Annotated in this window: 27 protein-coding genes; 8 read left to right on the top strand and 19 right to left on the bottom strand. The window is 39.7% G+C overall.

The window, feature by feature from the left end; translation table 11 throughout:
- Positions 1-137 precede the first annotated feature (137 nt).
- The 5 genes from AC570I_RS10285 to AC570I_RS10265 all read left to right on the top strand — a co-directional run bounded on the left by AC570I_RS10285 (position 138) and on the right by AC570I_RS10265 (position 4,819).
- The gene (locus AC570I_RS10285; protein ID WP_497405382.1) at positions 138-1,295 is read left to right on the top strand and encodes a lipid A deacylase; all 1,158 of its coding nucleotides are present in this window, start codon (positions 138-140) and stop codon (positions 1,293-1,295) included.
- A 201-nt stretch (positions 1,296-1,496) separates the two neighbouring features.
- The gene (locus tag AC570I_RS10280) at positions 1,497-2,066 is read left to right on the top strand and encodes an RNA polymerase sigma factor (RefSeq protein ID WP_316800010.1); all 570 of its coding nucleotides are present in this window, start codon (positions 1,497-1,499) and stop codon (positions 2,064-2,066) included.
- Positions 2,047-2,799, top strand: coding sequence for a hypothetical protein (locus tag AC570I_RS10275; protein WP_497405381.1), 753 nt, complete (start codon positions 2,047-2,049; stop codon positions 2,797-2,799). The genes AC570I_RS10280 and AC570I_RS10275 overlap by 20 nt, the downstream gene beginning before the upstream one ends.
- Before the next feature lie 48 nt (positions 2,800-2,847).
- A complete protein-coding gene (locus AC570I_RS10270) occupies positions 2,848-3,660 on the top strand; it encodes an outer membrane beta-barrel protein (RefSeq protein WP_497405380.1) in 813 nt (270 codons plus the stop codon).
- Between the two features lie 166 nt (positions 3,661-3,826).
- On the top strand, positions 3,827-4,819 hold the full coding sequence (locus tag AC570I_RS10265; RefSeq protein WP_497405379.1) for an ABC transporter ATP-binding protein: 993 nt from the start codon (positions 3,827-3,829) through the stop codon (positions 4,817-4,819).
- A gap of 3 nt (positions 4,820-4,822) precedes the next feature.
- On the opposite strand, the gene AC570I_RS10260 is transcribed toward AC570I_RS10265, so the two are convergent.
- Positions 4,823-5,236 (bottom strand): hypothetical protein, encoded by a 414-nt coding sequence (locus AC570I_RS10260; RefSeq protein WP_497405378.1) that lies wholly within the window; start codon positions 5,234-5,236, stop codon positions 4,823-4,825.
- 135 nt (positions 5,237-5,371) lie between these two features.
- Here AC570I_RS10260 and AC570I_RS10255 point away from each other — a divergent pair, with 135 nt between their 5' ends.
- Positions 5,372-5,932, top strand: coding sequence for a DUF4230 domain-containing protein (locus AC570I_RS10255; RefSeq protein ID WP_497405377.1), 561 nt, complete (start codon positions 5,372-5,374; stop codon positions 5,930-5,932).
- Positions 5,933-6,010: 78 nt separating this feature from the next.
- Here AC570I_RS10255 and AC570I_RS10250 read toward each other — a convergent pair whose 3' ends face one another.
- From AC570I_RS10250 to AC570I_RS10165, 18 genes are all read right to left on the bottom strand, one after another.
- Positions 6,011-6,358, bottom strand: coding sequence for a cupin domain-containing protein (locus tag AC570I_RS10250; RefSeq protein WP_497405376.1), 348 nt, complete (start codon positions 6,356-6,358; stop codon positions 6,011-6,013).
- Positions 6,359-6,403: 45 nt separating this feature from the next.
- A complete protein-coding gene (ilvA, locus tag AC570I_RS10245) occupies positions 6,404-7,654 on the bottom strand; it encodes a threonine ammonia-lyase IlvA (protein WP_497405375.1) in 1,251 nt (416 codons plus the stop codon).
- Between the two features lie 98 nt (positions 7,655-7,752).
- Positions 7,753-8,913, bottom strand: coding sequence for a 2-isopropylmalate synthase (locus AC570I_RS10240; RefSeq protein ID WP_082120612.1), 1,161 nt, complete (start codon positions 8,911-8,913; stop codon positions 7,753-7,755).
- A gap of 10 nt (positions 8,914-8,923) precedes the next feature.
- Positions 8,924-10,015 carry a 3-isopropylmalate dehydrogenase gene (gene leuB / locus AC570I_RS10235; RefSeq protein WP_497405374.1) on the bottom strand — a complete coding sequence of 364 codons (1,092 nt, stop codon included), beginning with the start codon at positions 10,013-10,015 and terminating at the stop codon, positions 8,924-8,926.
- Between the two features lie 95 nt (positions 10,016-10,110).
- The gene (locus tag AC570I_RS10230) at positions 10,111-11,580 is read right to left on the bottom strand and encodes an ATP-binding cassette domain-containing protein (protein ID WP_497405373.1); all 1,470 of its coding nucleotides are present in this window, start codon (positions 11,578-11,580) and stop codon (positions 10,111-10,113) included.
- Positions 11,581-11,678: 98 nt separating this feature from the next.
- Positions 11,679-12,260: a 3-isopropylmalate dehydratase small subunit gene (gene leuD / locus AC570I_RS10225; protein ID WP_047799048.1), complete on the bottom strand. Its 582-nt coding sequence runs from the start codon at positions 12,258-12,260 to the stop codon at positions 11,679-11,681.
- 59 nt (positions 12,261-12,319) lie between these two features.
- Positions 12,320-13,006 (bottom strand): class I SAM-dependent methyltransferase, encoded by a 687-nt coding sequence (locus AC570I_RS10220; RefSeq protein WP_497405372.1) that lies wholly within the window; start codon positions 13,004-13,006, stop codon positions 12,320-12,322.
- A 17-nt stretch (positions 13,007-13,023) separates the two neighbouring features.
- Positions 13,024-13,317 (bottom strand): antibiotic biosynthesis monooxygenase family protein, encoded by a 294-nt coding sequence (locus tag AC570I_RS10215; protein ID WP_497405371.1) that lies wholly within the window; start codon positions 13,315-13,317, stop codon positions 13,024-13,026.
- 75 nt (positions 13,318-13,392) lie between these two features.
- Positions 13,393-14,799, bottom strand: coding sequence for a 3-isopropylmalate dehydratase large subunit (gene leuC, locus AC570I_RS10210; RefSeq protein WP_497405370.1), 1,407 nt, complete (start codon positions 14,797-14,799; stop codon positions 13,393-13,395).
- Positions 14,800-14,855: 56 nt separating this feature from the next.
- Positions 14,856-16,337 (bottom strand): ketol-acid reductoisomerase, encoded by a 1,482-nt coding sequence (gene ilvC, locus AC570I_RS10205; protein ID WP_497405369.1) that lies wholly within the window; start codon positions 16,335-16,337, stop codon positions 14,856-14,858.
- 45 nt (positions 16,338-16,382) lie between these two features.
- Positions 16,383-16,844 (bottom strand): DinB family protein, encoded by a 462-nt coding sequence (locus AC570I_RS10200; protein WP_047798635.1) that lies wholly within the window; start codon positions 16,842-16,844, stop codon positions 16,383-16,385.
- A 9-nt stretch (positions 16,845-16,853) separates the two neighbouring features.
- Positions 16,854-17,492 carry an acetolactate synthase small subunit gene (gene ilvN, locus AC570I_RS10195; protein WP_047798634.1) on the bottom strand — a complete coding sequence of 213 codons (639 nt, stop codon included), beginning with the start codon at positions 17,490-17,492 and terminating at the stop codon, positions 16,854-16,856.
- Positions 17,493-17,522: 30 nt separating this feature from the next.
- Positions 17,523-19,271 (bottom strand): biosynthetic-type acetolactate synthase large subunit, encoded by a 1,749-nt coding sequence (gene ilvB / locus AC570I_RS10190; protein ID WP_497405368.1) that lies wholly within the window; start codon positions 19,269-19,271, stop codon positions 17,523-17,525.
- 152 nt (positions 19,272-19,423) lie between these two features.
- On the bottom strand, positions 19,424-21,106 hold the full coding sequence (gene ilvD / locus AC570I_RS10185; RefSeq protein WP_047798632.1) for a dihydroxy-acid dehydratase: 1,683 nt from the start codon (positions 21,104-21,106) through the stop codon (positions 19,424-19,426).
- 99 nt (positions 21,107-21,205) lie between these two features.
- A complete protein-coding gene (ilvE, locus tag AC570I_RS10180; RefSeq protein WP_047798631.1) occupies positions 21,206-22,096 on the bottom strand; it encodes a branched-chain-amino-acid transaminase in 891 nt (296 codons plus the stop codon).
- Between the two features lie 696 nt (positions 22,097-22,792).
- Positions 22,793-23,038, bottom strand: a complete 246-nt coding sequence (gene atpC, locus AC570I_RS10175) for an ATP synthase F1 subunit epsilon (protein WP_047798630.1) — start codon at positions 23,036-23,038, stop codon at positions 22,793-22,795.
- A gap of 86 nt (positions 23,039-23,124) precedes the next feature.
- On the bottom strand, positions 23,125-24,627 hold the full coding sequence (gene atpD, locus AC570I_RS10170; RefSeq protein ID WP_047798629.1) for a F0F1 ATP synthase subunit beta: 1,503 nt from the start codon (positions 24,625-24,627) through the stop codon (positions 23,125-23,127).
- 203 nt (positions 24,628-24,830) lie between these two features.
- Entirely contained in the window at positions 24,831-25,349 is a 519-nt protein-coding gene (locus AC570I_RS10165; RefSeq protein WP_497405367.1) for a hypothetical protein, read from the bottom strand.
- A gap of 88 nt (positions 25,350-25,437) precedes the next feature.
- On the opposite strand from AC570I_RS10165, the gene AC570I_RS10160 reads away from it, so the two are divergent.
- Both AC570I_RS10160 and AC570I_RS10155 read left to right on the top strand, forming a co-directional pair.
- Positions 25,438-26,352: an SDR family oxidoreductase gene (locus AC570I_RS10160; protein ID WP_497405366.1), complete on the top strand. Its 915-nt coding sequence runs from the start codon at positions 25,438-25,440 to the stop codon at positions 26,350-26,352.
- Positions 26,353-26,377: 25 nt separating this feature from the next.
- Positions 26,378-26,842, top strand: coding sequence for a redoxin domain-containing protein (locus AC570I_RS10155; protein WP_497405365.1), 465 nt, complete (start codon positions 26,378-26,380; stop codon positions 26,840-26,842).
- The last annotated feature ends 32 nt before the right edge of the window (positions 26,843-26,874 follow it).

The following is a 26,874-nucleotide window of genomic DNA, read 5'->3' as shown; positions in this document are numbered from 1 at the left end:
AATACTAAAGCAAGATATATACATACACTTCTTTGTTTCCTTTGCGTAAACTTATATTCAGTTCCGGATACTTGATGCTTGCTAGTTTATACTTTACGAAAAAACTATCCTAAATTTGAGCCTTAAAATCCAAACTCATGTTTATAAAAACGGGTCTGAAGAAGACCTTACTGCTAATATCCCTTCTTTGTATTTCCTTGGCTGCTTTCTCCCAGTTCGATCAGTCTGCACTGGAAAACAGGATTCGTCCGGATAGCAGTCTGACAAACGAAGTTCATTTTAATCTCTACAACTTCAATTACGTTCGAAACTACGAGTATACCAACGATTTCCATGATGGCTATACTTTGTATGGCACCCAGTTGCAACCTCAGATTGTTTACTATGCACATCCTAATTTAGCCATTACTGCAGGTGCTTTTATCCGCAAAGATTTTGGCCGGAACGGTGTTACTGATGCGAAGCCACTTTTTAGCCTTAAATATCATAAGCGGAATTTAACACTCATTTTCGGTAGTCTTGAAGGTGGAATTCAGCACAAGTACATTGAGCCACTTTACGATTTTGAAAGAACAATTACCAATCCAGTTGAATATGGAACCCAGTTGTTAATCGAGCGCAAAAAATTTAACCTGGATGCATGGATTGCGTGGCAGAAAATGATTTACACCGGTGAAGCAGCCAAAGAAGAGATTGTAGGTGGTTTATCTACTGAAACCACCATCTCTGAGAATAATGGCTGGAAGTTCAGTTTTCCTGCTCAGTTTCTGGCTTTCCACCAGGGTGGGCAAATCGATATGCTGAAAGAAATCCCGATCAGTACGGTTTTCAATGGCGCCACTGGACTAAAATTGCACAAAGAGATTAATACCAATATTAAACAGGTTTATACAGACAATTACATCGCTGTTTATAAAGACTTTTCACCCGATAAACGGAGGGCCTATCAGGGTGGTTTCGGTATGTGGTTAAATGCGGGTGTAGAAAGTAAATGGGGAAGCCTGGTAGCGTCATATTGGAAGGGGAATAACTTCATTTCGATCAAGGGAATGCCCTTGTATGAATCTGTTTCCGGTAATTTATACACGAATGGCTTAAAGCAAAGTGCGAGGAACATTGTTTCATTACGCTATGCTTATCAGAAAGAACTAATCCCTAACCTATATCTTGATGTTCGCTTCGAACCACATATTGATCTGGATAATACAGATAAACAACTACAGTTTAACCATTCATTTTTTCTAACTTATAAACAGGATTTTAAATTGTTTAAAGTTAAAAAATCAGAAAAATAAAGGCTAAGGTGCAAAGCCACGCCTGACAAACCCCATAATTTTAAAAAAATTATGGGGTTTTAGTTTAATATATCGTATTCTTATTTATTATATCTTTCTGATAATCATTTGTTAACGTGGTTTTCATCATTTATTTAACTTTTTTTTACACCTCATGCAACCATTGTTTGTAATCTGCCATCTTCTATATACAAACACACAATGAAATTGACGCGAAGCTATACGATAGACGATTTGATGGAGGGCTGCAAAGCTGGCGACCGGAAGATGCAGGAGATGCTCTACAGGCAAACTGCAACGAAAATGCTGGCTGTTTGTATGCGCTACGCCAAAGATAGAATGGAAGCCGAAGATGTTTTGCAAATGGGCTACATCAAAATCTTTCAGAAGATTAAAGATTACAGAGGGGAAGGTTCTTTTGAAGGATGGATCAGAAGGGTAATGGTAAATACGGCAATTGAAAGTTACCGTAAAAATTTAAGGAGCTTGAGTGTAGTCGAAATAGACGAAGCTTACGAACAGCCTTCAACCGGATTTGATTTTAGCCGTTTGGGGATGCAGGATTTGATGAAAGTGATTCAAAAACTGGCCGATGGTTACCGGGTGGTGTTCAATATGTATGCAATTGAAGGCTATTCACATAAAGAGATCGGAGAGGCATTGGGTATTTCTGAAGGCGCCAGCAAATCCCAGCTGTCAAGAGCAAGGGCAATTTTAAAAGAAGAAATTATAAAAATGGAGGGATTTGGTTATGCAACCTATACGGGATAAGGATTTAGATAAGCTATTTAAAAATGCTTTCGAAGATGCTGAAATCATACCGTCGAGAGACTTGTGGAGCAGCATAGAAAGTGAAATTGATACAAAGAAGAAAAGGGTAGTTCCATTGTATTGGTTATCGGCAGCAGCCGTGCTTTTAGTAGCCACAGTCTGCTTTTTGATCTATCAGCAACAAGATGTTAAGCCCAAACAACTGGCAGCTCATGTTGAGCCTAAATCAGTTATACCAGCTGTCGAAACGAAACCTGTTGTAGGCACAGAAAAGGACCTGGATGCTCGTTCAGTAAATCAGGGTCAGGTTTTGACTAGTGCTTCAAAATCATCTCAATCAACTGCGAAAACTACCATCAAAGAAAAAGTTAAAACAACAGAAAAACAACAGGTCATTACAGCCCCTGAAATGCAAAAGCAGGAAACCATGATTGCAAAAGTTGCGGAGCCTCAGAAAGATTTAAAAACAAAGATTGACGAAGCAATTCTACAGCCAAAGCAAGATCTGGTTTTAGCGCAGAATGAAAACATTGTTAAAACTGCTGATGAGGTAACTGGTGATGATAGTGAAAACAAAGGAATCCGTAATGTTGGCGATGTTGTGAACCTGATTGTTAACAAAGTAGACAGACGGAAAGAAAAGTTTATCCAGTTCCGTACAGATGACGATGATTCTTCTATTTCGTCTATTAATATCGGCCCGTTTAGATTTGGAAAGAAAAATAAAAAATAAACCAGCAATACCTCCTTAATAGTTCAAAGAAACAAACACACACAACATATGAAACGTTTAATTTATACAGCATTATTGGTAAGCGGACTTGCCGGTGCTATTACTCCAGGTGCTTTTGCACAACAAGATACTGTTGCCAAAGACACAGTAATAAAAAAGAAAAATAAATACATGGTGAGAATTGGTGGCGGTACGCTGGTTACAAAAATGGACGACTCCACAAAAAAAGCTCCGAAAAGCAAATTTGTAGGCGGGATAACCTTTACCAGAGTTGATTTGGGTTTCTCCAGATTAATTGATAACGGCGATTTCAATTTATCTCCTACAAACGATTTTCTTGATTACAAAGGGGGCAAAACAAGTACTTTCTCATTTGATGTACTGCAGTTCGGATATCGTTTCAGCTCAAACTTTAAAATTTATGTTGCTGGTGGTTTCGACTGGACGCTGATCAGATTAAGGGATAATATCACCATCCAAAAGAATCAGCCAACGCTAACTTACACCAACGATAATGTGGCTTATTCGAAAAATCGTTTCTCCAGCAGTTATGTGCATATACCGTTAAACTTTGAATTCCGCACGGCAGAAAGCAAGAAAGGTAAAAGATTTTATTTTGTCCTCGGACCTGAAGTGAGCTTCTTGTTGAACGGAAAAGTAAAGCAAATCAGCGATGAATTTGGAAAAGTAAAGCAATATGATAATTATCACTTCCAGTCGGTTCGTTACGGTGGTACAGTTAGATTCGGTTACGGAGGTTTAGGTTTATTCACCAAATACTATTTCAATGATATGTTTGCAACCCCTGCACAAGCTGGTTTGAAAAACATGAGTTTCGGTGTAACTTTCGGCTTAAACTAAGGCTTAATATCTTTCAGTTTCAAGGCCAGTTAACTAATCGTCTCTGAACTGATAAATGATTATTATACACACAAAATGAAATCCTGTTTCGGTTAGGCGGAACAGGATTTTTTATTTATTGAACATTAAGCTTTAGCCTTTCTTCTTTAAGCTTTATATTTACCCCGTGAGCAATACCATAATCAGCGTTAAAAATTTAACCAAACAATATCAGGCCGAACAATCTGGCGGAATTAAAGATGTCAGTTTTGAGATTACCCGGGGCGATGTTGTAGCCATTATCGGCGAAAGCGGGAGTGGAAAATCTACCCTCCTGAAATCGATTTATGGATTATTAAAAAGCGATAGTGGTGATGTTTTTTTTGACGATAAGCGGGTTTTAGGTCCCGACGAGCAGCTAATCCCCGGCCATAAGCAAATGAAAATGGTTACCCAGGATTTCTCTTTAAACACTTACGCAAAGGTTTACGATAATATCGCTTCACAACTATCAAATACTGATCTGAAAACCAAAGCTGAGAAAACGCTGGCCATAATGGAGCATTTGCGTATCCTTCCACTACAAAATAAAAAAATTATTGAACTGAGTGGCGGAGAACAACAGCGTGTAGCAATTGCCAGGGCAATGGTTTCCGACACCCAGGTTCTACTGATGGACGAGCCATTCAGCCAGGTTGATGCCTTGTTGAAAAACCAGTTAAGAGCTGATATCAAGCGGGTGGCTGCCGAAACCGGAGTAACAGTTATTCTGGTGTCTCATGATCCGGCTGATGGCTTGTTTCTGGCAGACCAAATGATCATTTTAAGGAATGGCGAGTTGTTACAAACAGGTAAACCTACCGAAATCTATCAGCAACCTAAACATATCTACACGGCTCAGATTTTGGGCAATGCAGTTGTGTTGTCTCGTGGCGATGCCGAGAAACTTGGCATTAAAACTTTTGCTGCATCAGTGGTTTTCTATCCGGAGTGGGCTGAAATCAATAGCAGCTGGAATAGCAGGCGTTTTGAGGTTAAGGATGTTTACTATAAAGGATTTTATGATGAATTGCTCCTGGAAAGAAATGGCGTTTCCGTAAGGGCTTTACAACTGAACAGGGGAGAGCATAAAAAAAACGACTATGTTCAATTGAACATAAGTCGTTTCTTAGAATTTTAAAATCTAGTTTGATGATGATGCTACGAGAACAATTCTTGCTCCAATGCTTGCAGATGGCGCCAGCGGAGAACTATTTCTATTGTCCCTATTTTGTAGATACACCCTAATTCTGCCTGGAAATGAACTGTAGCTATAAGAGTCAACACCATAGGTAAAAGGAAGTGCATCATAGCCGTCATCGTTGAAACGAGCGAATGACAAGATAATACCGTCATCTTCATATTCTTCAATGCGAGGATCTGTGATATCTACGTATAAATAGGATCCTATACCATTTTCGCTCTTGGCCACCCAACTACCTGGCTGAATAGTCTTATACAACGTTAAGTTCGGAGTGTTTTCAATGATTGGATCTTTCTTGCAGGATGCCAGACCTAGTGTGGCAATGCAAAGCATTAGGATGGTTAGCTTTTTCATGTGATTAGTTTTATTTGTGTGTGTACTCCGCGTAATACAAAATAACTGCCAAAAAAATCTAAGCACACAATATGGATTAATAATTGTTTATAGCATTACGCACATCAATGAGTTTTGAACACATAACATCCTGTAATGAGAATATTTTTTAGAGTTTTACCCTGGTTGATCTTGATCGTAGCCGGATACTTTTTCATCTCAAAAAAGTTCAGTATAAATACAACAGTGGAAAGTAAACACCAGCTTCTGGTTGAAAAGATTGAGGCTATTGGCAAATTAGAGCTGGTTCGTTATCAGATTAGCGATGTATTGGAACATAAAAATAAAACTGATTTCTTACCAGAAGCCAGTGTATTGCTCATTGTAAAAGCAGACGCTGTTGGCTGCATCGACTTAACCAAAATTACCCGTGAAGATATTACAGTAGATGCGGACACTGCTGTAGTAAATTTACCACAGCCTGAGATTTGCTATGTCAAAATTGACCATAAAAATTCAAGGGTTTATGATACAAAGATGGCTTACTTCAGAGAAGCAAAATTAGTAGATGAAGCATATAAATCAGCCGAACAGAAAATACTGGCTGAGGTGAAAAAATCGAATATTCTGGCTCAAACCAAAACCAATGCGCTTAGTGTTTTAAAACCGATTGTTGAAGGTTTGGGGTATAAGAATGTGAGGCTGACTTTTGAGTAACAAGCTTTAATGTATCAGGTACCAGATATCAAACATTAGTTGCAAGATGCTTAGTGCCGAGTGCTGAAAAGATATAATCTATAAAAAATCTGCCCGATGGGGATTAAAAACGTCAATTAACAAACCGTCTTCTAAACACACAACCCCATGAAATACAAGAGTTGGAGCAAAGAAAACATCACCTTCGTTTAAAACTTTCTTATCCTCACCCATTGTTACTTCAAAACTGCCTCTGGCTACATAACTTAACTGTAAATGTGGGTGATTGTGAATAGTTCCTACAGCCCCCCTTTCAAACTCAACTTTAACCAGCATCAGGTTATCATCATAAGCCATAATTTTACGTCTTACGCCGTTGCCTAAAACTTCCCAATCAATATCAGAGTCGGCAATTAGTGTCTTATTAGTTAAATCTTTGAAGTTCATATTTCTGGTTGTTTGCTGTATTGTACGTTTTTGTGAAATGGAAAATTAAACCAGATACTCAAATAAAGTCTGGTCCTGGTTCAATTCAATTATCTCAAATTTGAAATCCTTCATCCGCTGTAATAAGCTCGCATAGTCATCTTTATTTGTTAATTCAATACCCACTAGTGCAGGGCCGTTTTCCTTATTTGTTTTCTTAATAAACTCAAAACGGGTAATGTCGTCATGTGGGCCTAAAACCTCGTTCACAAACAATTTTAAGGCCCCCGGACGTTGTGGAAAGCGAACAATGAAATAATGCTTCAGGCCTTCGAAAAGTAAAGATTTCTCTTTGATTTCCTGCATACGCTCTATATCGTTGTTACCTCCGCTTACTACACAAACTACTGTTTTGCCTGCAATCTGTTCTTTTACCTGCTCCAAAGCAGCAACAGATAAAGCCCCGGCAGGTTCTACAACAATTGCATCTTCGTTGTAAAGCTTTAGTATGGTGGTGCATATTTGCCCTTCGGGGATCAAATATGTTGAACTTAGCAGTTCCTTGCAATACTGATATGTAATCCAGCCCATTCTTTTAACAGCAGCACCATCTACAAAACGTTCAATGTTTTCAACAGTTACCGGTCCACCGTTTTTTAGTGCTTCACTTAATGATGGTGCACCCATTGGCTCCACACCAAAAATTTTCACATCCGGTTTTACGGTTTGTAAGTAGGCGCTTACACCAGAGGCCAAGCCACCGCCTCCAACGGGTACTATGATGGCATCCAAATCAGGCAGATCTTCAAAAATCTCCACCGCTACGGTTGCTTGTCCTTCAATTACTTTATCATCATCAAACGGAGGAATAAATGTTGATGCTTTTTCTTCGCAATAAATCAAGGCTTCTTTTAAGCAATCATCAAAAGTATCGCCAACCAATATGATTTCAATATTGTCGCCACCAAACATATTTACCTGTTTGATCTTTTGTTTAGGCGTAATTTCAGGCATAAAGATAACCCCTTTGATACCTAATTTTTTGCATGAATAAGCCACACCCTGTGCATGATTACCCGCACTGGCACACACTACGCCATTAACCAGAGCGGCTTCTGGCAGCTGACTAATCTTATTGTAGGCCCCACGTAATTTGTACGACCGTACAATCTGCAAATCCTCTCTTTTTAAATAAATATTGGCATTGTACTGGGCAGAAAGTCCGGCATTAAACTCTAATGGAGTACGTTTTACCACGCCTTTGAGCCGTTGCGATGCAGAATTAAAATCGAGTGTATATGGGGTTGTTGTATTCATTTCTTATTTATGTGGAAACGGTTAACAGGCGATGAAACTTGTCAACCGTTTATATTGTGTCTCAAAAAGCAAATTGCAATGCTTTTCGCTTATTGTGGTTAAGCCAGGTGCAAGGCAACCAACTGGTTCAAATCAGTATCGTTAATGCCCTGTTTGCTGTCGGCTAAAACCAGGAACTGTTTATAAACGATATCTAAGTTATCTTTATTTAAATCGTGCCCTAAACGAACCAAATGATGTTTTAAGGCATGGCGACCGCTTCTTGCTGTTAAAACGATGCTTGCATCAGGGAAACCCACATCTTCAGGTTTAATAATTTCATAATTTTCACGGTTTTTCAAGAATCCATCCTGATGAATACCAGAACTGTGCGAAAAGGCATTTCCACCTACAATGGCTTTGTTTGGCTGAACAGGCATATTCATCTGGTTTCTTACCATGTGGCTGATATCATAAAACTGGGTAGCATCAATACTGGTATTTAAACCTAAAACCTTATGCGTTTTTAGGATCATTACCACTTCTTCCATCGAGGTATTTCCAGCACGCTCTCCAATACCGTTAATGGTACATTCTACCTGACGGGCACCATTTTGTAAGCCTGCAATGGAATTAGCTGTTGCTAAACCTAAATCATTGTGGCAGTGAACAGATATAATGGCGTTATCAATATTTTTTACATTCTCTTTCAGATAAAGGATTTTCGAACCGTATTGATCTGGCAGGCAATAGCCATTAGTATCTGGAATGTTCACTACTGTTGCACCTGCTGCGATCACGGCCTCCACCATTTTGGCTAAAAACTCAATATCGGCACGACCGGCATCTTCTGCATAAAACTCAATATCTTCAACATACTTTTTGGCATATTTAACCGCGTCAACGGCACGTTCTAAGATCTCCTCGCGGGTAGAGTTGAATTTATGCTTAATGTGGAAATCGGAAGAACCTATCCCTGTATGGATACGGGGTCTTTTGGCGTAACGTAAAGCATCGGCAGCAACATCGATATCGTTTTTATTTGCACGGGTTAAAGCACAGATAATAGGATGATTAACTGCTTTCGATAGTTCTATTACACTGTTGAAGTCGCCCGGACTTGAAACAGGGAAGCCGGCCTCAATCACATCAACACCTAAAAGCTCGAGTGATTTAGCGATTTCAATTTTCTGTTTTGTATCTAACTGGCAGCCTGGTACCTGCTCACCGTCACGTAAGGTCGTGTCGAAAATATAAACTTTGTTCGGATCGTGAATCATAATCTGTTATTTAGGATTGATTAATTTTTTGACTTAAGAATTTTAATACCAATTTACCCATTTCGGCAGTGCCTAAAACTTTAAAACGGTTAGTGCTTTGGTCAGCAATATCATGGGTTCTGAAACCATCTTTCAACACAGCATCTACCGTGTCAACCAATAATTTGGCTTCTTCCTGCAATCCAAAACCAATTTCCAGCATCAATGCTGCTGATAGGATAGAGGCTAATGGATTAGCCAGGTCTTTTCCTGTAATATCATGTGCAGAACCGTGAATAGGCTCAAAGAAACCTGTGCTTTCACCAACTGATGCGGATGCTAACATACCCATTGAACCAGCAATCTGAGAAGCCTCGTCGGTAAGAATGTCGCCAAAGAGATTGGCTGTTAAAACCACATCAAATTTCTTTGGATTTTTGATTAGCTGCATCGCCGCATTATCGATAAACATATGCTCTGTTTCCACATCAGGATATTGCTTTGCAATTTCCTGAACGGTTTCACGCCATAAGCGCGAACTTTCCAGAACATTTGCCTTATCTACAGAACATAATCTTTTACTGCGTTGTTGAGCAGCCTGATAAGCTTTGTGTGCAATACGCTCCACTTCGTAACGGTGGTAGATCATCAGATCGGATGCTGTATTTCTATCGTCTGAGCGTGATTTTTCGCCGAAGTAAACATCGCCTGTTAATTCGCGAAAGAACAGAATATCGGTTCCTCTTAAAATTTCGGGTTTAATGCTGGATGCCTGAAGAAGTTCATCAAATAGTAATATTGGGCGGAGATTGGCAAATAAACCAAGTTCCTTGCGGATTTTTAATAAACCTTGTTCCGGTCTAACTTTCAAACTTGGATCATTGTCATATTTGGCATGGCCGATAGCACCAAAAAGGATGGCATCGCTCTTTCTTGCTTTTTCCAGGGTCTCATCTGGTAGGGGCTCGCCGGTAACTTCAATGGCTGCATGGCCCATTAAAGCTTCGTCAAACGTAAATTCGTGTCCGAAAATTTCGGCAATTTTCTCTAATGCTGCTTTTCCCCATGTGGTAACTTCAGGGCCGATACCGTCGCCAGGTATTACTAAAATGTTCTTCTTCATTGTAATCTATTGTTTTTCAGCTAATCATTTGCCACGGAAACTCAGAAATTAGGAAAAATTTATTCCGTGTATTTTGTGCTTTCGTGGCTGTTTTGTTAGCTTACTATTTCTATATTTAAACTTTCGACGACTTTTACCTCGCCTTTTTCTAATAATATTCTTTTTTCTATGCAGGTTGGCAGCTGCGATTCAAAATGGCCAACGTAAATTAAAGTCATACCGTTGCCGCAAAGCTCATCAATCAGCTGGTTGAAGTATTGTGTTTGCTGTTGGTCTAATCCCTGGCAGGGCTCGTCAAGAATGAGCAATTCAGGATTTTTAATAATTGTCCTTGCCAATAAAACCAGGCGCTGTTTTCCCAATGGGAGTGAGGTTAGCAGCTCATTTTTGTTTGCCGTTAAGCCAAAATATTCTATCAGTTCATCAACCTGTTCGCTTTTTGAATAGGGCAACTGTTGAAATAATCCTACCGTATCATAAAAGCCAGATGCAATACTTTGCCAAACCGTTGCTGAGGCATCAAAATACCAGTGAAATTCTGGTGAAATTAAACCGATATGTTGTTTGATATCCCAAATGCTTTCGCCACTTCCCCTCCTGTTTCCAAACAGATAAAGTTCGTTGGCATAAGATTGTGGATGATCTCCGTTTACAAGGCTTAACAAAGTTGATTTACCTGAACCGTTATGGCCCTCCAGCAACCATTTTTCACCGGCATTAACTTCCCAGTTGATATTTTTTAATACCTGTTTCTCCCCATAGCTGATGTTGACATCAACCATTTTAACAATATTCGTTGATGAATAAACCGGAGATTCTTTCAGGAAATCAGGAATTTCTTTTGAAGGTCTTTCAACAACAGCTGGCAAGCGTTCCTTGTAATCAGAAACGACCATCTGTCCGTTTTTTATTTCGGCATATCGGTTAATAAGTGATGGTAGTTCATCGTCGTTGCTAATTAAGATCAGCTGAACACCTTCTTCCGAAATTTTGTTTAAAAGATGGTTTAGATTTTTGCGGGATGATACATCTAAGCCGGTATAGGGCTGGTCGATGATTAACAATTGTGGCTTTAACCACAAAGCTTTTACCAGTTGTAATTTTTTATGCTCGCCGCTAGACAATTCGATTAACTGCGAACTTGCGAAAGATGAAAACTTTAAAGCTTCGAGTATAGGTTCAACCTGATCGAAATGAAGCCCTTTTTCTTTTCCATAACTCACTAACTCGGCATGGACAGTAAGGGTATCTTTAGCCTGCTGGCTGGTGTATCGTTGCTGGTAATAAAAGTTGGCTACACCTTCAAGGTTTTTGAACTGGTACCAGCTTTCAACAAATAAAACTTCGGCAGGCAAATGGCTACCGGCGGCATATTTGATTTCTACCTGACCAGCTGCACTTTGTAAGCCTGCTATTATTTTTGCCAGTGATGTTTTTCCGCTACCGCTTTCACCAAATAAAACATATTGCTCGCCTGCATTTACAGACCAGTTCAAATCACTTAACACCGGTTTCTCACGGTATTTTAGGTTTAAATGTTTTATGCTGACGAAACTCTCTTTCATTTGTTTTTTTACCACCTTAGGAACCTTAATACATGTAAGCTGGATTGTTTTTAAATCATTGTTATGGCTTTTTACCGAAGGCTTTCACCCTTTAATCTTTAGTTTTTTTCGAATTCCTCAATTAATTTGGTTTGCGCCAAAATAAAATCAATGTCATCGTAACCATTAATCAAACAAGATTTTTTATATGGATTAATTTCAAAAGCCTCCTGTTTTCCGGTTTCAACAATAGTAACGGTCTGGTTTTCCAGGTCAACTTCTAAAGGAGAGTTAGCATTGGCTTCAACGGCTTTAAAGATCTGAGCTAAAAACTCATCACTCACCTGAATCGGTAATAAACCATTGTTTAATGCATTACCTTTAAAAATATCAGCAAAGAAACTACTGATTACAACATCAAATCCGGCATCCTGAATGGCCCATGCTGCGTGCTCACGGCTACTTCCACAACCGAAGTTTTTACCCGCAACCAGTACTTTTCCGCTATAGGTTGGGTTATTCAGTACAAACTCTTGTTTTGGCGTGTTATCACCATTATAACGCCAGTCGCGAAAAAGATTCTCACCGAAACCCTCACGCGTTGTCGCTTTTAAAAACCGTGCAGGAATAATCTGATCGGTATCGATGTTCTCTATGTTTAAAGGCACTACTGCCGATGTTAATTTTGTGAACTTTCTCATTTTAATTAGTATCAATTAGCGGTTATCAGGTATCAACAACCATTATACCGCCTTATTTTTTATTTATTTGCAGCAAAAACTACGAAATTGTAATACTGGTAATAGCAGTTTGCATTTTGTAGCCCTGCACTTTCAAGCCATTCCAATTGAAGTTTCAGTGGAGCCATAATGTCTACTTTGATCCGCTCAAAGGCACTTTGTTTTTCTTCTTCTGTTAAATTCGGATTCTGCTGCACATGATTTTTCCAGTTTTCCGTATAAATCTTTTCTGCTAATTCCGTTTGGCCCAATACCTGGTCGGCATTGATGAACCAGCCGCCCGGTTTAAGTGTCTTCATAATTTTGCGAAAAAGCTGTTGTTTCAATTCGTTCGGCAGATGATGAATCGCTAACCCTGAAACTACCAGGTCATAATGATTTTCAGGTAAATCAACATTAGCAAAGTCTGCATTCAAAAAGCTGATATTTTCATTTCCTTCAAAACGTTCCTCTGCTTTTTTTAGCATTGCCGAAGAAATATCAACCAGTGTGATTTGGGCATGAGGATATTTCTCATTAAAAAACGCACTCATTAAACCTGTTCCGGCACCTACATCCAAAATGGTTCTTACATCAGAAACCTCTTGCGATAAGGTTAGTGCAGCGGCATAAAAGTCGTTGAAGCAAGGGATAAGAAAACGCCTTTGCCTGTCGTATTTTTCTGATACTGCATTAAACTGATTTTGTATTTCCTGTAATGTTTCCATTTCGTCTGTTTACATTTTTAACCTTCTACCGAGACATAATGTTCAACAACGGGAAAAGGTTCATAAAAATGATGTAGTAAGCTTTTCCAGTTTTGGTATTCTGCGGAATCTCTAAAGCCTTCCGTATGCGCTTGGAGTGTTTCCCAATTTACTAGCAGGATATACTTATCAACTTCTTCCATACATTTTTTCAACTCATGAGAAATATATCCATCCATCGAAGAAATGATTTTTTGCGCCTCGTTAAAAGCGATTTCAAAATCGGCCGATAATCCTTTTTTAATATTTAATACTGCAACTTCTAAAACCATATTTAATGTCCCTCATTGCGAGGCACGAAGCAATCTTCGCAATGGATTGTTTCGTGCCTCGCAATAAAGGTTTACTTAAACTTTTTCCAATAATTCCCTTACATCTGTAATTCTACCTGTAACGGCAGCAGCAGCTGCGGTTAACGGACTTGCAAGCATCGTACGTGCATTAGGGCCTTGTCGTCCTTCAAAGTTTCTGTTTGATGTAGAAACACAATATTTTCCTGCCGGAATTTTATCCTCGTTCATGCCCAAGCAAGCACTACAACCTGGTTCGCGGAGCTGAAAACCTGAAGCTTCGAATACTTTATCCAGGCCTTCGGCTTTAGCTTGCGCTTCAACTTGTTTAGAGCCAGGTACAATCCAAACTTCAACACCAGTTGCTTTTTGTTTGCCTTTTACAAAATCGGCAACGGCACGTAAATCTTCAATCCTTGAGTTCGTACAGCTTCCGATAAATACATAGTCAACTGGTTTGCCCAATAAACTTTCATCGTCGTTGAAACCCATGTAATCCAGTGCTTTCTTATATGAAACCTGTTCTGTTGTTGGTTGAGCCAATGTTGCAGGTACTTTATCAGCAATACCGATACCCATTCCAGGGTTAGTTCCATAGGTAATCATGGGGGCAATATCAGTCGCATCGAAAGTTAATACTGAATCGAATTTAGCATCTTCATCACTATACAATGTTTTCCAGTAGGCAAGGGCTTGATCCCATTCTTCACCCTTCGGAGCAAACTGCCGTCCTTTAATGTATTCGAAAGTGGTTTGATCAGGGGCAATTAAGCCACCACGTGCACCCATTTCAATACTCATGTTACAAACTGTCATTCGGGCTTCCATGCTTAAGCTACGGATTGCCGAACCTGCAAATTCTACGAAATAACCTGTACCTCCGGCAGCAGAAATCTGGGCAATGATGTATAAAATAATATCCTTTGCACCAACACCTTTTCCAAGTTCCCCATTTACTTCAATTTTCATGGTTTTAGGTTTCGATTGCAATAAGCATTGCGTTGCAAAAACCTGCTCTACCTGCGATGTTCCGATACCGAAAGCAATAGCGCCCAGAGCCCCGTGTGTTGAAGTATGGCTATCACCGCAAACCATGGTTTTTCCTGGTAGCGTGATACCCAGTTCAGGGCCGATTACGTGAACAATTCCCTGAAAAGGATGCCCTAAGCCGTAAAGTTCTATACCAAATTCTGCACAGTTTTTGGTTAGCATATCTACCTGATAGCGTGAAAGTTCCTCCTTGATTGGAAGTAGCTGGTTCAGCGTTGGTACGTTATGATCGGCAGTTGCAACCGTTTGCTGCGGGCGGAAAACAGGTAATCCGCGTTTACGTAAACCATCAAAAGCCTGCGGAGAAGTTACTTCGTGTATTAAGTGCGTATCAATGTATAAAATATCAGGAAATCCTTCTTCACTTTTTACAACGTGTGCATCCCAAATTTTTTCTACTAATGTTTTTGACATTTTGTTATGTTTAATAAGACCCCGCAGGTTTAAAACCTGCGGAGTTTGTAAGTGTATTATGCAGTTTTAATTGCCTTCATTGCAGTCATGGCTTTACGTAAAGTAGCACCAATCTGCTCTACTTCATGCGAACGGATTGCTTCGTTAACATCAATTAACTTTCTGTTATCTACTGCGCCATCTTTACCTTCGTTAAAGTTTTTACCCACTAAGTCGGTATCCACTTTGGTCATGAAATTAGCTAATAAAGGTTTACATGCCTGGTCAAATAAGTAACAGCCATACTCAGCAGTATCAGAAATTACACGGTTCATTTCGAACAGTTTTTTACGGGCAATGGTGTTTGCAATAAGTGGCGTTTCGTGTAGCGACTCGTAATAAGCAGACTCTGGTTTGATACCCGCCTGAACCATAGTTTCGAAAGCCAGCTCAACACCTGCACGTACAAAAGCAACCATTAAAAGGTAGTTGTCAAAATACTCTTGCTCTCCGATTTTAACGTCACCTGCAGGCGTTTTTTCAAAAGCAGTTTCACCGGTTTCAGCTCTCCATTTTAACAGGTTTTTATCACCGGCAGCCCAATCTTCCATCATGGTACGGCTAAATTCACCGCTCATAATATCATCCTGATGTTTTTGGAATAACGGACGCATAATGTCTTTTAATTCTTCCGAGATTTCGAAGGCTTTAATTTTAGCCACGTTGCTTAAGCGATCCATCATTGCCGTGATACCACCTTGCTTTAAAGCTTCAGTAATTACCTCAACACCATATTGAACCAGTTTAGAAGCATAGCCTGCATCGATTCCTTTTTCAACCATTTTATCAAAAGACAGGATCGAACCTGTTTGCAATAATCCGCAAAGGATAGTTTGCTCGCCCATTAAATCTGATTTAACCTCAGCCACAAAAGATGATTTCAATACACCTGCTCTGTGACCCCCTGTACCTACGCAATAAGCTTTTGCTTGTGCCAGTCCTTTACCTTGAGGATCATTTTCAGGGTGAACAGCAATTAATGTTGGTACACCAAAACCGCGAACATATTCAGCTCTCACTTCACTTCCCGGGCATTTAGGCGCAACCATAATTACCGTCAAATCTTTACGGATCTGCATGCCTTCTTCCACAATATTAAATCCGTGAGAGTATAATAATGTAGCGCCTTCTTTCATTAAAGGCATAATGGCATTTACAACTGTGGTGTGTTGCTTATCTGGTGTAAGGTTAATTACCACATCAGCACCAGGAATTAATTCTTCGTAAGTGCCAACATTGAAGTTGTTTTCGGTTGCATTTTTCCACGAATCCCTTTTACCTTCAATCGCCTCTTTGCGCAACGTGTAGCTTACATCTAAACCACTATCTCTTAAATTTAAACCCTGGTTTAAGCCTTGCGCGCCGCAACCTACAATTACCAGTTTTTTGCCTTTTAGTGCGCTAACGCCGTCTAAAAATTCATTGCTGTCCATGAAATCGCAAACACCAAGCTGGTTTAATTTTTCTCTAAGAGGTAATGTGTTAAAATAATTTGACATCGTTTTTATTGGTTAATTTCTATTTATTATCGGTTTATGTTTTATTTATATTACTTTTTTTAGTGCCCATGCATAGCCATAATGCACATTGTCATGCCCAACAGTGGTGATCAGCACTTCTTCTATGCTTTTCATCTCCACACCATAGGTTGAGGTAGAAAAAGGAGTAATCGCCTTGAATACCCCTGCTGCATAGTCTTCTTTTATCTGGTCGATACTTTGCAGGGCTATTGCTTTTAGCTCAGCCACTTCTGTTTCAGTAACTGTGTATGTAGGTCGGGTATCTTTTTTGTAAAACTCATTGAACTTTACATTACTGGCATCAGCTACAAGCCCGGTACGAACATAACATAGCGTTTGAGTACTCACTACAATGTGACCAAAATTCCAGATGATGTTGTTGTTAAAACCATCGGGTATCGTATTCAGTTGCCCGATAGTCAAACCATCGATCAGTTGTATAAATGCCTTACGTGAATTGATGATAAATTCAAATATCTCGTCCATGCTGTTTGCTTACATCGTAAAAATCTTCTCGCCTTTGTCTAAAAACTCATTTTCTATAAGTTCTTCTCCCGGTTCAAAAGCTTCAAATTCTTTTAGTTTTTCGTGGAAACCTGCACTATCTTTAATAATGGCCACTCTTGCTGAGCGAACAAATTCAATCAGTTCATATGGCTCAAGCGCTTTAACCAATGCATCTGTCTCTTCTCGGTGTCCGGTAACTGCAAACACCGTATAATCTTTACGGATCACTACGGCACTGGCACCATACTGTCTCAGTAAGCGTTCTACAGTAACTTTTTCAGCAATTTCGTCTGTCGACACTTTGTAGAGGGCAAGTTCCTGCCAGATGATTTCCTCGTTGGTGTTGAAATATACCTTTAAAACCTCAACCTGCTTCTCGATCTGGCGGGCCAATTTTCTCACCACATCGTAACTTTCGGTTATCACGATGTTGAAACGGTGGATGCCATCAATTTCTGATGGAGAGGTATTTAAACTCTCGATATTGATTTTTCTTTTTGAAAAGATAATCGCGATTCTGTTTAATAAACCAATGCGGTTTTCAGCATATACCGTAATGGTATATTCCTGCTTACCTTCGAAATCGGCTTTTGCTATTTTATGTTCTAATGTGTTTTCAGTACTCATGATAATTTCTTTTGGCTTTAATCTTTCAGCTTACTTCAACCTGATCTCGCTTACGCTCATTCCCTGAGGAACCATTGGAAAAACATTGTTTTCTCTGCCTACCATCACCTCGAGTAAATAAGAACCTTCGTGGTTGATCATCGTTTCTAATGCATTTCTCAAATTAGCACGTTCATCAACTTTACTTGCTTCGATATAGTAAGATTTTGCTAAAGCGACGAAATCAGGACTTGTGATGTTAACAAACGAGTAACGTTTATCATGGAACAACTGCTGCCACTGGCGAACCATCCCTAAGAAACGGTTATTTAAAATCAGAATTTTAACAGCCGCACCAAACTGCATAATCGTGCCTAATTCCTGCGGGGTCATCTGGAAACCGCCGTCACCAATGATCGCGATAACCGTTTTATTTGGCGCTCCGTATTTGGCACCAATTGCTGCAGGCAAACCAAAACCCATTGTGCCTAATCCACCCGAAGTAATATTGCTACGGGTATTATTAAATTTGGCATAACGGCAGGCTACCATCTGGTGCTGACCAACATCAGTAACAATTACAGCATCGCCGCCGCAGATTTCGTTAATGTTGCGTAACACTTCGCCCATGGTCATTTCATCACCTTCAGGATAAAGTTCCGGTGTAATCACCTGATCAATTTCCTGCTGATTGTAATCTCTGAATTTGGCAAGCCAATCCTCATGCGTAGCGGCATTAACCAGATTGGTTAGCAATGGAAGTGTTTCTTTGCAATCTCCCCATACGCCGACATCTGCCTTAACATTTTTATCAATTTCGGCGGGGTCAATATCCAGGTGAATCACTTTCGCCTGTTTTGCGTATTTGTCTAAACGACCGGTAACACGGTCATCGAAACGCATCCCGATCGCAATTAAAACATCACACTCGTTGGTTAATACATTTGGGCCATAGTTACCATGCATGCCGAGCATACCCACGTTCAGGGGGTGTGAAGTTGGTATCGCACCATCACCCATAATTGTCCAGGCAGCTGGAATGCCACTTTTTTCTATAAAGTTTTTAAATTCCTGTTCAGCGCTGCCCAAAACAACACCTTGTCCGAATAATACGAAAGGTTTTTTTGCAGAATTGATTAATTCTGCAGCTTGCTGAATATATTCTACCCTAACTTTTGGTTTCGGGCGATAGGAGCGGATATGGTTACACTTAACGTATTCAGGAAATTCCTCAACCTGTAGCTGCGCATTTTTTGTGATATCAATTAAAACCGGACCCGGTCTACCGCTTTTGGCAATGTAGAAGGCCTTGGCTAAAACCTCAGGGATTTCTTTAGCATCTGTCACCTGATAATTCCATTTGGTTACTGGTGTGGTAATATTAATGACATCAGTTTCCTGGAAGGCATCGGTACCCAGCAAGTGGGCAAAAACCTGACCAGTGATACAAACCAAAGGCGTGCTGTCGATTTGTGCATCAGCTAAACCTGTAACCAGATTCGTTGCACCAGGCCCACTGGTAGCAAAACAAACACCTACTTTACCACTTGTACGTGCAAAGCCTTGGGCAGCATGAATGCCACCTTGCTCATGGCGAACCAAAATGTGCTCTAATTTGTCTGCATAATCGTATAATGCATCGTAAATCGGCATGATTGCACCGCCAGGATAACCGAAGATGGTGGTTACTCCTTCTTCAATTAATCCATTCAAAAGAACCTGTGAACCGGTTCCTTTGAATAATGTTTTAGAGGTTTCTGCTAGTGCCTCCGCTTGAATTGTATCTTGTGCAGTTTCCATAGTTATTTTTTTGCGGTTCCTTATTCTTTTATTTTAAACCCAATCCGCTCCCGATCATCCCTTTTCATATCATCACAATTTGCGATGATGGATTAATTTCCTAATATGACTTTTTAAGTTGTGACTTCATATCTAAAAATCACATTGGTACACTAATATTCATCGGTTACACAGCCGCTTGCAGCGTCTGATACCGTTTTAGCATATTTATACAAAACGCCTTTAGAAACTTTTAGTGCTGGCTGAACATATTTCGCTCTGCGCTCTGCAATTACTTCTTCGCTTACCTGTAAGCTGATGATGTTGTTCACCGCATCGATTAAAATAGGATCATTGTCTTCAACCAAACCAATTAGGCCGCCTTTATAAGATTCTGGAGTAATATGTCCCACTACAAAACCGTGTGTACCACCCGAAAAACGTCCATCAGTAATCAAGGCAACTGATTTTCCTAAACCTGCACCGATAATCGCCGAGGTTGGCTTTAACATTTCAGGCATACCGGGTGCACCAACAGGGCCAGAGTTTTTGATTACAATTACATCGCCAGGTTGAACACGACCGCTTGAGATACCAGCAATTAAATCATGCTCACCATCAAATACCCGCGCAGGGCCTTCAAATTTCTCACCTTCCTTACCGCTGATTTTCGCAACAGAACCTTTCTCTGCTAAATTTCCATAAAGAATTTGCAAGTGACCCGTTGCTTTGATCGGTTCACTTAATTTTTGAACAATTTTCTGATCGTAATCCATAATCGATTTCACATCAGCCAGGTTTTCAGCAACTGTTTTTCCGGTTACGGTTAAGCAATCGCCATGTAATAAACCTTCGTTCAATAAAAATTTCAATACTGCCGGAATACCTCCATATTGGTGTAAATCCTGCATTAAATATTTTCCGCTTGGTTTAAAATCAGCTAAAACAGGCGTTACATCACTCATTCTCTGGAAATCATCCTGTGTAATTTCAACACCGATTGCTTTACCCATCGCGATGAAGTGCAGCACCGCATTGGTACTTCCGCCTAATATAATAATCGAACGAATAGCATTCTCAAATGCTTTTCTCGTCATGATATCAGAGGGCTTAATATCTTTCTCTAATAAAACTTTGATGTATTTGCCGGCATCCAAACACTCTTGTTTTTTCTCCGGACTTACCGCAGGATTAGAAGATGAGTAAGGTAAACTCATGCCTAAAGCCTCAATTGCCGATGCCATTGTATTGGCGGTGTACATCCCACCACAGGCGCCGGCGCCCGGACAAGTATGTTTAATAATGCCCTGATAATCTTCTTCTGATAAATTACCACAGATTTTTTGACCCAAAGCCTCGAACGCCGAAACAATGTTTAATTCTTCTCCTTTATAATGTCCGGGAGCAATTGTACCGCCGTAAACCATAATCGATGGACGGTCTAATCTGGCCATCGCCATAATGGCTCCGGGCATATTTTTATCACAGCCGGGAATAGAGATAATCCCATCATAATATTGTCCGCCGCAGATGGTTTCAATACTATCTGCAATTACATCACGGCTTACCAAAGAATAGCGCATACCGTCAGTACCGTTGCTCATTCCATCACTTACGCCAATGGTGTTAAAAACCAAGCCCACTAAATCATTTTTCCAGACCCCCGCTTTAACGTCTTTTGCAAGGTCGTTAAGGTGCATGTTGCAGGTGTTGCCATCGTAACCCATACTTGCAATACCAACCTGTGCTTTTGCCATATCTGCATCAGTTAATCCAATTCCGTAAAGCATCGCTTGCGCGGCGGGTTGAGTAGGGTCTTGTGTAAATGTCTTACTGTACTTGTTTAATTCGCTCATTGTTTAAAATGTATATTCTGGTTCTGTTAGTTGTTGTTATTGACTGTGTAATCCTTCTTCTGATTCTCGCCGCTCAGTAACTGATAATTTTTTCTGATACTAAATAATCACTTCATAATTCACCTTTTCAAGCACCAGGTTTTTGTAAGCCCGTTGAATGGTGTAACCGATGGATTCCCGCCATAGAGAGCGAAAGATAATATCATCAATCGATGCAATCCCTGCGATTTCAGTGGCCGTTCCACATAAGAAAGCACTGTCGGCTTGCCTTAAATCTTCTACGGTCAGTTTTTTCTCAATGCACTCGATATCCAGTATCGTACACAATTCTTTTACCGTAGCCCTTGTAATGCCTGGCAGTATGTTGCCTAATGATGGCGTATATAATTTTCCGTCTTTTTCAATAAAGATATTCGCGCCAGATGCTTCTGCCACAAATCCATGCATGTCTAAAAGCAATGCCTCATCGTAACCTTTAATGTTGGCTGCGGTAGTTGCCAAAATGGAATTCACATAGCTTCCGCTTAATTTAGCCTCCATCGGAACAGATTTAGGATTTGGCCTTTCGTAGTCTGAAATCGTTAACTTCAACAGCTTATTTCCTGAATAGGCATCCCAGTCCCAGGCACAGATTAGAATGGAAACACCACTTGGCTCATTCAATTTCATATTTGGGTGACAAAATACCAGTGGGCGGATATAGGCATCTTTAAGCTTATTTAATGTGAGCAGCTTATAAGTTTCCTTAATCAGTTCCTGTTTGTCCCATGGGAATGGGATGTTGGCCAGCTGACAAGAACGCTCTAAGCGATCAAAATGCGCAGCAGCTTTGAATATCCGGTTTCCGTTATGGGTTTTATACGCCCTTATACCTTCAAACGCAGCGTATCCGTAATGTAATGACTGGCCATATAAATCCGTGCTGCTATCAACCGCTTTTTCAAACCGTCCGTCAAGATAAATAATCGTATTAGAATTATAGTATTTCATAATACACTGTTTTGTTATTTAAAAAAAGCGTCCTGTTTGTATCAGGACGCTTTAGGTATATTTAGTTTTTAATATCTATTTAAATTGCGTCCGCTGTTTGCCCCATAAAATCAGGAGTAGTAGGTTCAGGATAATGACAGATAACAACACAACATTTCCAGCTGCAATTGCAGAAGTGTTGTTTAAAAAAGTGTTGTTTTGAATTGTCATTATTTTTCGTTGCTTTATAAATACCAATTTAGTTTTTGGTTCATTAATATGCAAGAGAAATCAGAAAAAAGTGAATTAAGAACATTATTTGTTTTTTGTGATTACATTCAGAATTATATTCTTATTGAGAGTGGAATTAGTGATTTAATGCCGATGGCCGTAGACCAAATATCAAAACGGTATACGGTATGTTTGTTATGCGTGCATTGTAAATTTTATGTTTTTCTTCCTGAAATCCGATTCCGGGACTGAAAATTTAAAATTATGGCTGTTTTTTGGCGCTGAATCATTACGTCATGGATATACCTTTTAATCGCTGTGATGCCTATCCTGTTCTCACACAATCGCTATAGCTGGCCACGAAAATTTCCTTCAACACTACACTCTCCTCCTTTTTGATAAATTGCTAATACATTCAGCAGGTTGGTAAACAAAAAAGCCTTTCCGAAATTATCGAAAAGGCTTATTATTAGTCTTTTATTTATTTTAAGCAATACCTTCTGCTAAAACAACAATCTTGTTATGAATGGCTTCAACTACACCACCTTTAATAAACAGGCGTTGTTCATCAGCTTTTCCTGCTTTGATAATAACTTCTCCATCTTCTAAAGTAGAGATGATAGGGGCGTGGTCTTTTAAGATCTGAAACGAACCTAAAGTACCAGGAACCGTAACTGCTGTTACTTCACCCTCGAAAACTTTTTTATCTGGAGTTAATATTTCTAAATTCATTCTTTTTAGATTTCAGTATCAAGTAGCTGGTATCAAGTATCAGGATTACATTTTCAACCTTGATACCTGATACTCAAATCTCAATACTAGTTCGCTTCTGCTAATAATTTTTTACCTTTTTCGATTGCATCTTCAATGCTACCAACTAAGTTAAATGCAGCTTCAGGATACTCATCAACCTCACCATCCATGATCATGTTAAATCCTTTGATGGTATCTTTAATGTCAACCAATACACCTTTTAAGCCTGTAAATTGTTCAGCAACGTGGAAAGGTTGAGATAAGAAACGTTGTACACGACGCGCTCTTGATACCACCAATTTATCTTCCTCAGATAATTCGTCCATACCTAAGATCGCAATGATATCCTGTAATTCTTTATAACGTTGTAAAGTTTCTTTCACACGTTGTGCAGTATTATAGTGCTCATCACCCAAAACAGCAGGAGAAAGGATACGTGAAGTAGAATCCAATGGATCTACCGCAGGGTAAATACCTAACTCAGCAATTTTACGCGAAAGTACAGTAGTTGCATCTAAGTGGGCAAATGTTGTTGCCGGTGCAGGGTCAGTTAAATCATCCGCAGGAACATAAACTGCCTGTACTGATGTAATTGATCCACGTTTGGTTGAAGTAATACGCTCTTGCATTAAACCCATTTCAGTTGCCAGTGTTGGTTGGTAACCTACTGCTGACGGCATACGACCTAATAAAGCTGATACTTCAGAACCTGCCTGAGTAAAACGGAAGATATTATCAACGAAGAAAAGGATATCTTTTCCGGCGCCTTCACCATCACCGTCACGGAAATATTCTGCAACCGTTAACCCTGATAGTGCTACACGTGCACGTGCACCAGGAGGCTCGTTCATCTGACCGAAAACCAATGTTGCTTTTGATTCTTTTAATTTTTCAGTATCAACTGCTTTCAAATCCCATCCACCTTTTTCCATTGAGTGTAAGAAATCGTCACCATAGTTGATTACACCTGACTCGATAAACTCACGAAGTAAATCGTTACCCTCACGAGTACGCTCACCAACACCCGCAAATACTGATAAACCAGCATAAGCTTTGGCGATGTTGTTTACCAGCTCCATGATTAATACCGTTTTACCTACACCAGCACCGCCGAATAAACCAATTTTACCACCTTTTGCATAAGGCTCTAATAAATCAATTACTTTAATACCTGTAAAAAGTACTTCAGTTTCAGTAGATAAATCTTCGAACTTAGGAGGAGTTGCATGGATAGGGCGACCGTCTGTTTTATCAACTGCGTTGATACCGTCAATCGCTTCTCCAACTACATTAAATAAACGACCTTTAATCTGGTCGCCAACTGGCATTTTTATCGCAGCACCAGTGTCAACTACGTCCATTCCACGAACTAAACCGTCTGTAGAGTCCATCGAGATTGCACGAACGCGATCCTCACCTAAGTGTTGTTGAACTTCTAAAACAATTTTTTGTCCATTTTCTTTCGTTATCTCTAACGCATCGAAAATTTTAGGTAGATGGGCATCATTAGCAAAGCTAACGTCAACCACAGGGCCGATAATTTGTGCTATTTTTCCTAAGTTAGGCATATCTGTTGTGAGTATATTTATTATAGTCAATGAATTAAAGCTGTTTAAAGGGGGCTCAATTCGGTTGGCAAAGTTAAGTTATTATTAGTAAATTTTAAATATATATTATAAGTTTTTTTAAGGGGATTTTATGTGGTGGTTTAGCCTCAAAAAACACCCTTAAAATTTCAGTTTCTAAAGCATTTAAAACACATTATTCGGAATTAAAAAGTGTAACCAATTCCAATGCCTAAAGTCAGCAACGAATCTTCACCGGTGAATAACAACAATCCTGTTCTATACATTAATCCTCCCGTTGGTTTTTGATGCCTGAAGCCTGCCCTCACAATAAGCGGAGTATTAACCGCTTCATTTTTGAAATCATAATCGTAACCATTAATGGTGAGCAGCTGACCGGAAAAACCACTAAGGGGTTTTAATATCGTTACGCCCAAACCACCTTCAAAGAAATTTTTAGAAGTCCTGCTCCCGCTGATCAATAAGTTCGCTTCAACCGGGACAATAATTACATTTTGGAGCGTAGAGAAACCAACCCTTGGCGCAATTTTTAAATGATTGTTTAATTGAAAAATCCTGTCGTAGTTAATGGAATAAACACCACCATTCCCAAGTAATTCGGCATAGACACTATTTCGCTTCATGCCTGTTTCGGCCGATGATGTCTCCTGGGCTGACCCTGCCAGGCTTAAAAGTAAAAAAAATGAGAGGAGTGTTAACTTCATGATTATATTTGGCTATACTATATGAGAGAATTATCTCGTCACAAAGCTATTACAATTAACCATTTCATCATACTTAAATTTTAATTTTTTGAAAACAATTTTGGTAACCGGAAGCAATGGTTTACTCGGGCAGAAAATAACTGAAAAAGTTATAGCCGGGGGAAGAGTTAAGCTTGTCGCCACATCCAAAGGTAAAAATCGCTTTCCATCCAGTACAGGATATCAGTATGCTGAAATGGATATTTTAAATCCTGAACAGGTAAAAAATGTTATAACACTTTATCAGCCCGATGCCATCATCCATACCGCTGCGATGACAAACGTCGATACCGCTCAGGCCAATCAGGAAAGCTGTTATCAGTTAAATGTTGTGGCCGTTAATACATTAATATCGGTTTGCGAAGCCAACAATATACAGCTGATACACCTAAGTACCGATTTCGTGTTCGATGGCGATGCTGGTCCATATAAAGAAAATGATCAAGTCAATCCGCTCAGCTATTATGGTGAGTCGAAAGTTTTAGCTGAACAGGCGCTTAAAAAGTCTAACATTCACTGGACAATCATCAGAACGATTCTCGTTTATGGAATTACAAATGATATGAGCAGGAGCAATATCGTGCTTTGGGCAAAAGGTGCTTTGGAAAAAAGACTGCCTGTAAATGTGGTAAGCGACCAGTGGCGCATGCCCACATTAGCTGAAGATCTGGCCGAAGCATGCCTGCTGGCTGCAGAACAAAGCGCCGGAGGGGTTTACCACATCTCGGGTAAAGATTACATGAGTATTGCTGATATTGTGCGAAAAGTTGCCGATTATTGGACTCTGGATCATTCAATCGTTACAGAAGTCAGCTCGCAGACTTTGAATCAATCTGCCACGCGCCCGATGCGAACAGGTTTTGTGCTGGATAAGGCGGTTGCTGATTTAGGCTATAGTCCGCATAGTTTCGAAGAGGGGTTGAAGATGCTCGATGACCAAATGAAAGGCAGGCAGCAGGTTTAATAATAAAACAATTAATAATAAATATATGTCACTACAAATTGGCGATCAGGCCCCGGATTTTAAATTATACAGTTCAGATTTAACTGAAGTTTCGTTATCTGCTTTCAAAGGCAAAAAAGTAATTATACACTTCTTTCCAATGGCCTTTACAGGAACCTGCACGGAGCAGCTATGCACCATGCGCGATAATTTCAGTTATTACGAAGGTATCAATGCGCAGGTTTTAGGTATTTCTGTCGATTCTCCATTTTCTCTGGCTAAATTTAAAGAAGTACAGCATTATCAGTTCCCACTGTTATCTGATTTCAATAAAGATGTATCTGAAGTTTATGATGCTTTATATCCAGAATTCGTGTTCGGATTGAAGGGTGTTTCTAAAAGAGCTGCTTTCGTGATTGATGAAGAAGGAAAAATTATTTATGCAGAAGTTTTAGAAGACGCAAAAGAATTGCCTGACTTCAAGCAGATTAACCAGGTTCTGGCCAATTAACTTGTGTACTGCGAAATAAAAACTGTTATTTT

Source organism: Pedobacter sp. A2324 (genome assembly GCF_059693705.1).
Note: the sequence above shows the minus strand (reverse complement) of the source record. Positions and strands in the feature narration are given on the sequence as shown.

Excerpts from the sequence above, each read along its gene's own strand:
- AC570I_RS10285 (WP_497405382.1), top strand. The coding sequence starts at position 138 with ATGTTTATAAAAACGGGTCTGAAGAAGACCTTACTGCTAATATCCCTT.
- AC570I_RS10280 (WP_316800010.1), top strand. The coding sequence starts at position 1,497 with ATGAAATTGACGCGAAGCTATACGATAGACGATTTGATGGAGGGCTGC.
- AC570I_RS10275 (WP_497405381.1), top strand. The coding sequence starts at position 2,047 with ATGCAACCTATACGGGATAAGGATTTAGATAAGCTATTTAAAAATGCT.
- AC570I_RS10270 (WP_497405380.1), top strand. The coding sequence starts at position 2,848 with ATGAAACGTTTAATTTATACAGCATTATTGGTAAGCGGACTTGCCGGT.
- AC570I_RS10260 (WP_497405378.1), bottom strand. The coding sequence starts at position 5,236 with ATGAAAAAGCTAACCATCCTAATGCTTTGCATTGCCACACTAGGTCTG.
- AC570I_RS10255 (WP_497405377.1), top strand. The coding sequence starts at position 5,372 with ATGAGAATATTTTTTAGAGTTTTACCCTGGTTGATCTTGATCGTAGCC.
- AC570I_RS10250 (WP_497405376.1), bottom strand. The coding sequence starts at position 6,358 with ATGAACTTCAAAGATTTAACTAATAAGACACTAATTGCCGACTCTGAT.
- ilvA (WP_497405375.1), bottom strand. The coding sequence starts at position 7,654 with ATGAATACAACAACCCCATATACACTCGATTTTAATTCTGCATCGCAA.
- AC570I_RS10240 (WP_082120612.1), bottom strand. The coding sequence starts at position 8,913 with ATGATTCACGATCCGAACAAAGTTTATATTTTCGACACGACCTTACGT.
- leuB (WP_497405374.1), bottom strand. The coding sequence starts at position 10,015 with ATGAAGAAGAACATTTTAGTAATACCTGGCGACGGTATCGGCCCTGAA.
- AC570I_RS10230 (WP_497405373.1), bottom strand. The coding sequence starts at position 11,580 with ATGAAAGAGAGTTTCGTCAGCATAAAACATTTAAACCTAAAATACCGT.
- leuD (WP_047799048.1), bottom strand. The coding sequence starts at position 12,260 with ATGAGAAAGTTCACAAAATTAACATCGGCAGTAGTGCCTTTAAACATA.
- AC570I_RS10220 (WP_497405372.1), bottom strand. The coding sequence starts at position 13,006 with ATGGAAACATTACAGGAAATACAAAATCAGTTTAATGCAGTATCAGAA.
- AC570I_RS10215 (WP_497405371.1), bottom strand. The coding sequence starts at position 13,317 with ATGGTTTTAGAAGTTGCAGTATTAAATATTAAAAAAGGATTATCGGCC.
- leuC (WP_497405370.1), bottom strand. The coding sequence starts at position 14,799 with ATGTCAAAAACATTAGTAGAAAAAATTTGGGATGCACACGTTGTAAAA.
- ilvC (WP_497405369.1), bottom strand. The coding sequence starts at position 16,337 with ATGTCAAATTATTTTAACACATTACCTCTTAGAGAAAAATTAAACCAG.
- AC570I_RS10200 (WP_047798635.1), bottom strand. The coding sequence starts at position 16,844 with ATGGACGAGATATTTGAATTTATCATCAATTCACGTAAGGCATTTATA.
- ilvN (WP_047798634.1), bottom strand. The coding sequence starts at position 17,492 with ATGAGTACTGAAAACACATTAGAACATAAAATAGCAAAAGCCGATTTC.
- ilvB (WP_497405368.1), bottom strand. The coding sequence starts at position 19,271 with ATGGAAACTGCACAAGATACAATTCAAGCGGAGGCACTAGCAGAAACC.
- ilvD (WP_047798632.1), bottom strand. The coding sequence starts at position 21,106 with ATGAGCGAATTAAACAAGTACAGTAAGACATTTACACAAGACCCTACT.
- ilvE (WP_047798631.1), bottom strand. The coding sequence starts at position 22,096 with ATGAAATACTATAATTCTAATACGATTATTTATCTTGACGGACGGTTT.
- atpC (WP_047798630.1), bottom strand. The coding sequence starts at position 23,038 with ATGAATTTAGAAATATTAACTCCAGATAAAAAAGTTTTCGAGGGTGAA.
- atpD (WP_047798629.1), bottom strand. The coding sequence starts at position 24,627 with ATGCCTAACTTAGGAAAAATAGCACAAATTATCGGCCCTGTGGTTGAC.
- AC570I_RS10165 (WP_497405367.1), bottom strand. The coding sequence starts at position 25,349 with ATGAAGTTAACACTCCTCTCATTTTTTTTACTTTTAAGCCTGGCAGGG.
- AC570I_RS10155 (WP_497405365.1), top strand. The coding sequence starts at position 26,378 with ATGTCACTACAAATTGGCGATCAGGCCCCGGATTTTAAATTATACAGT.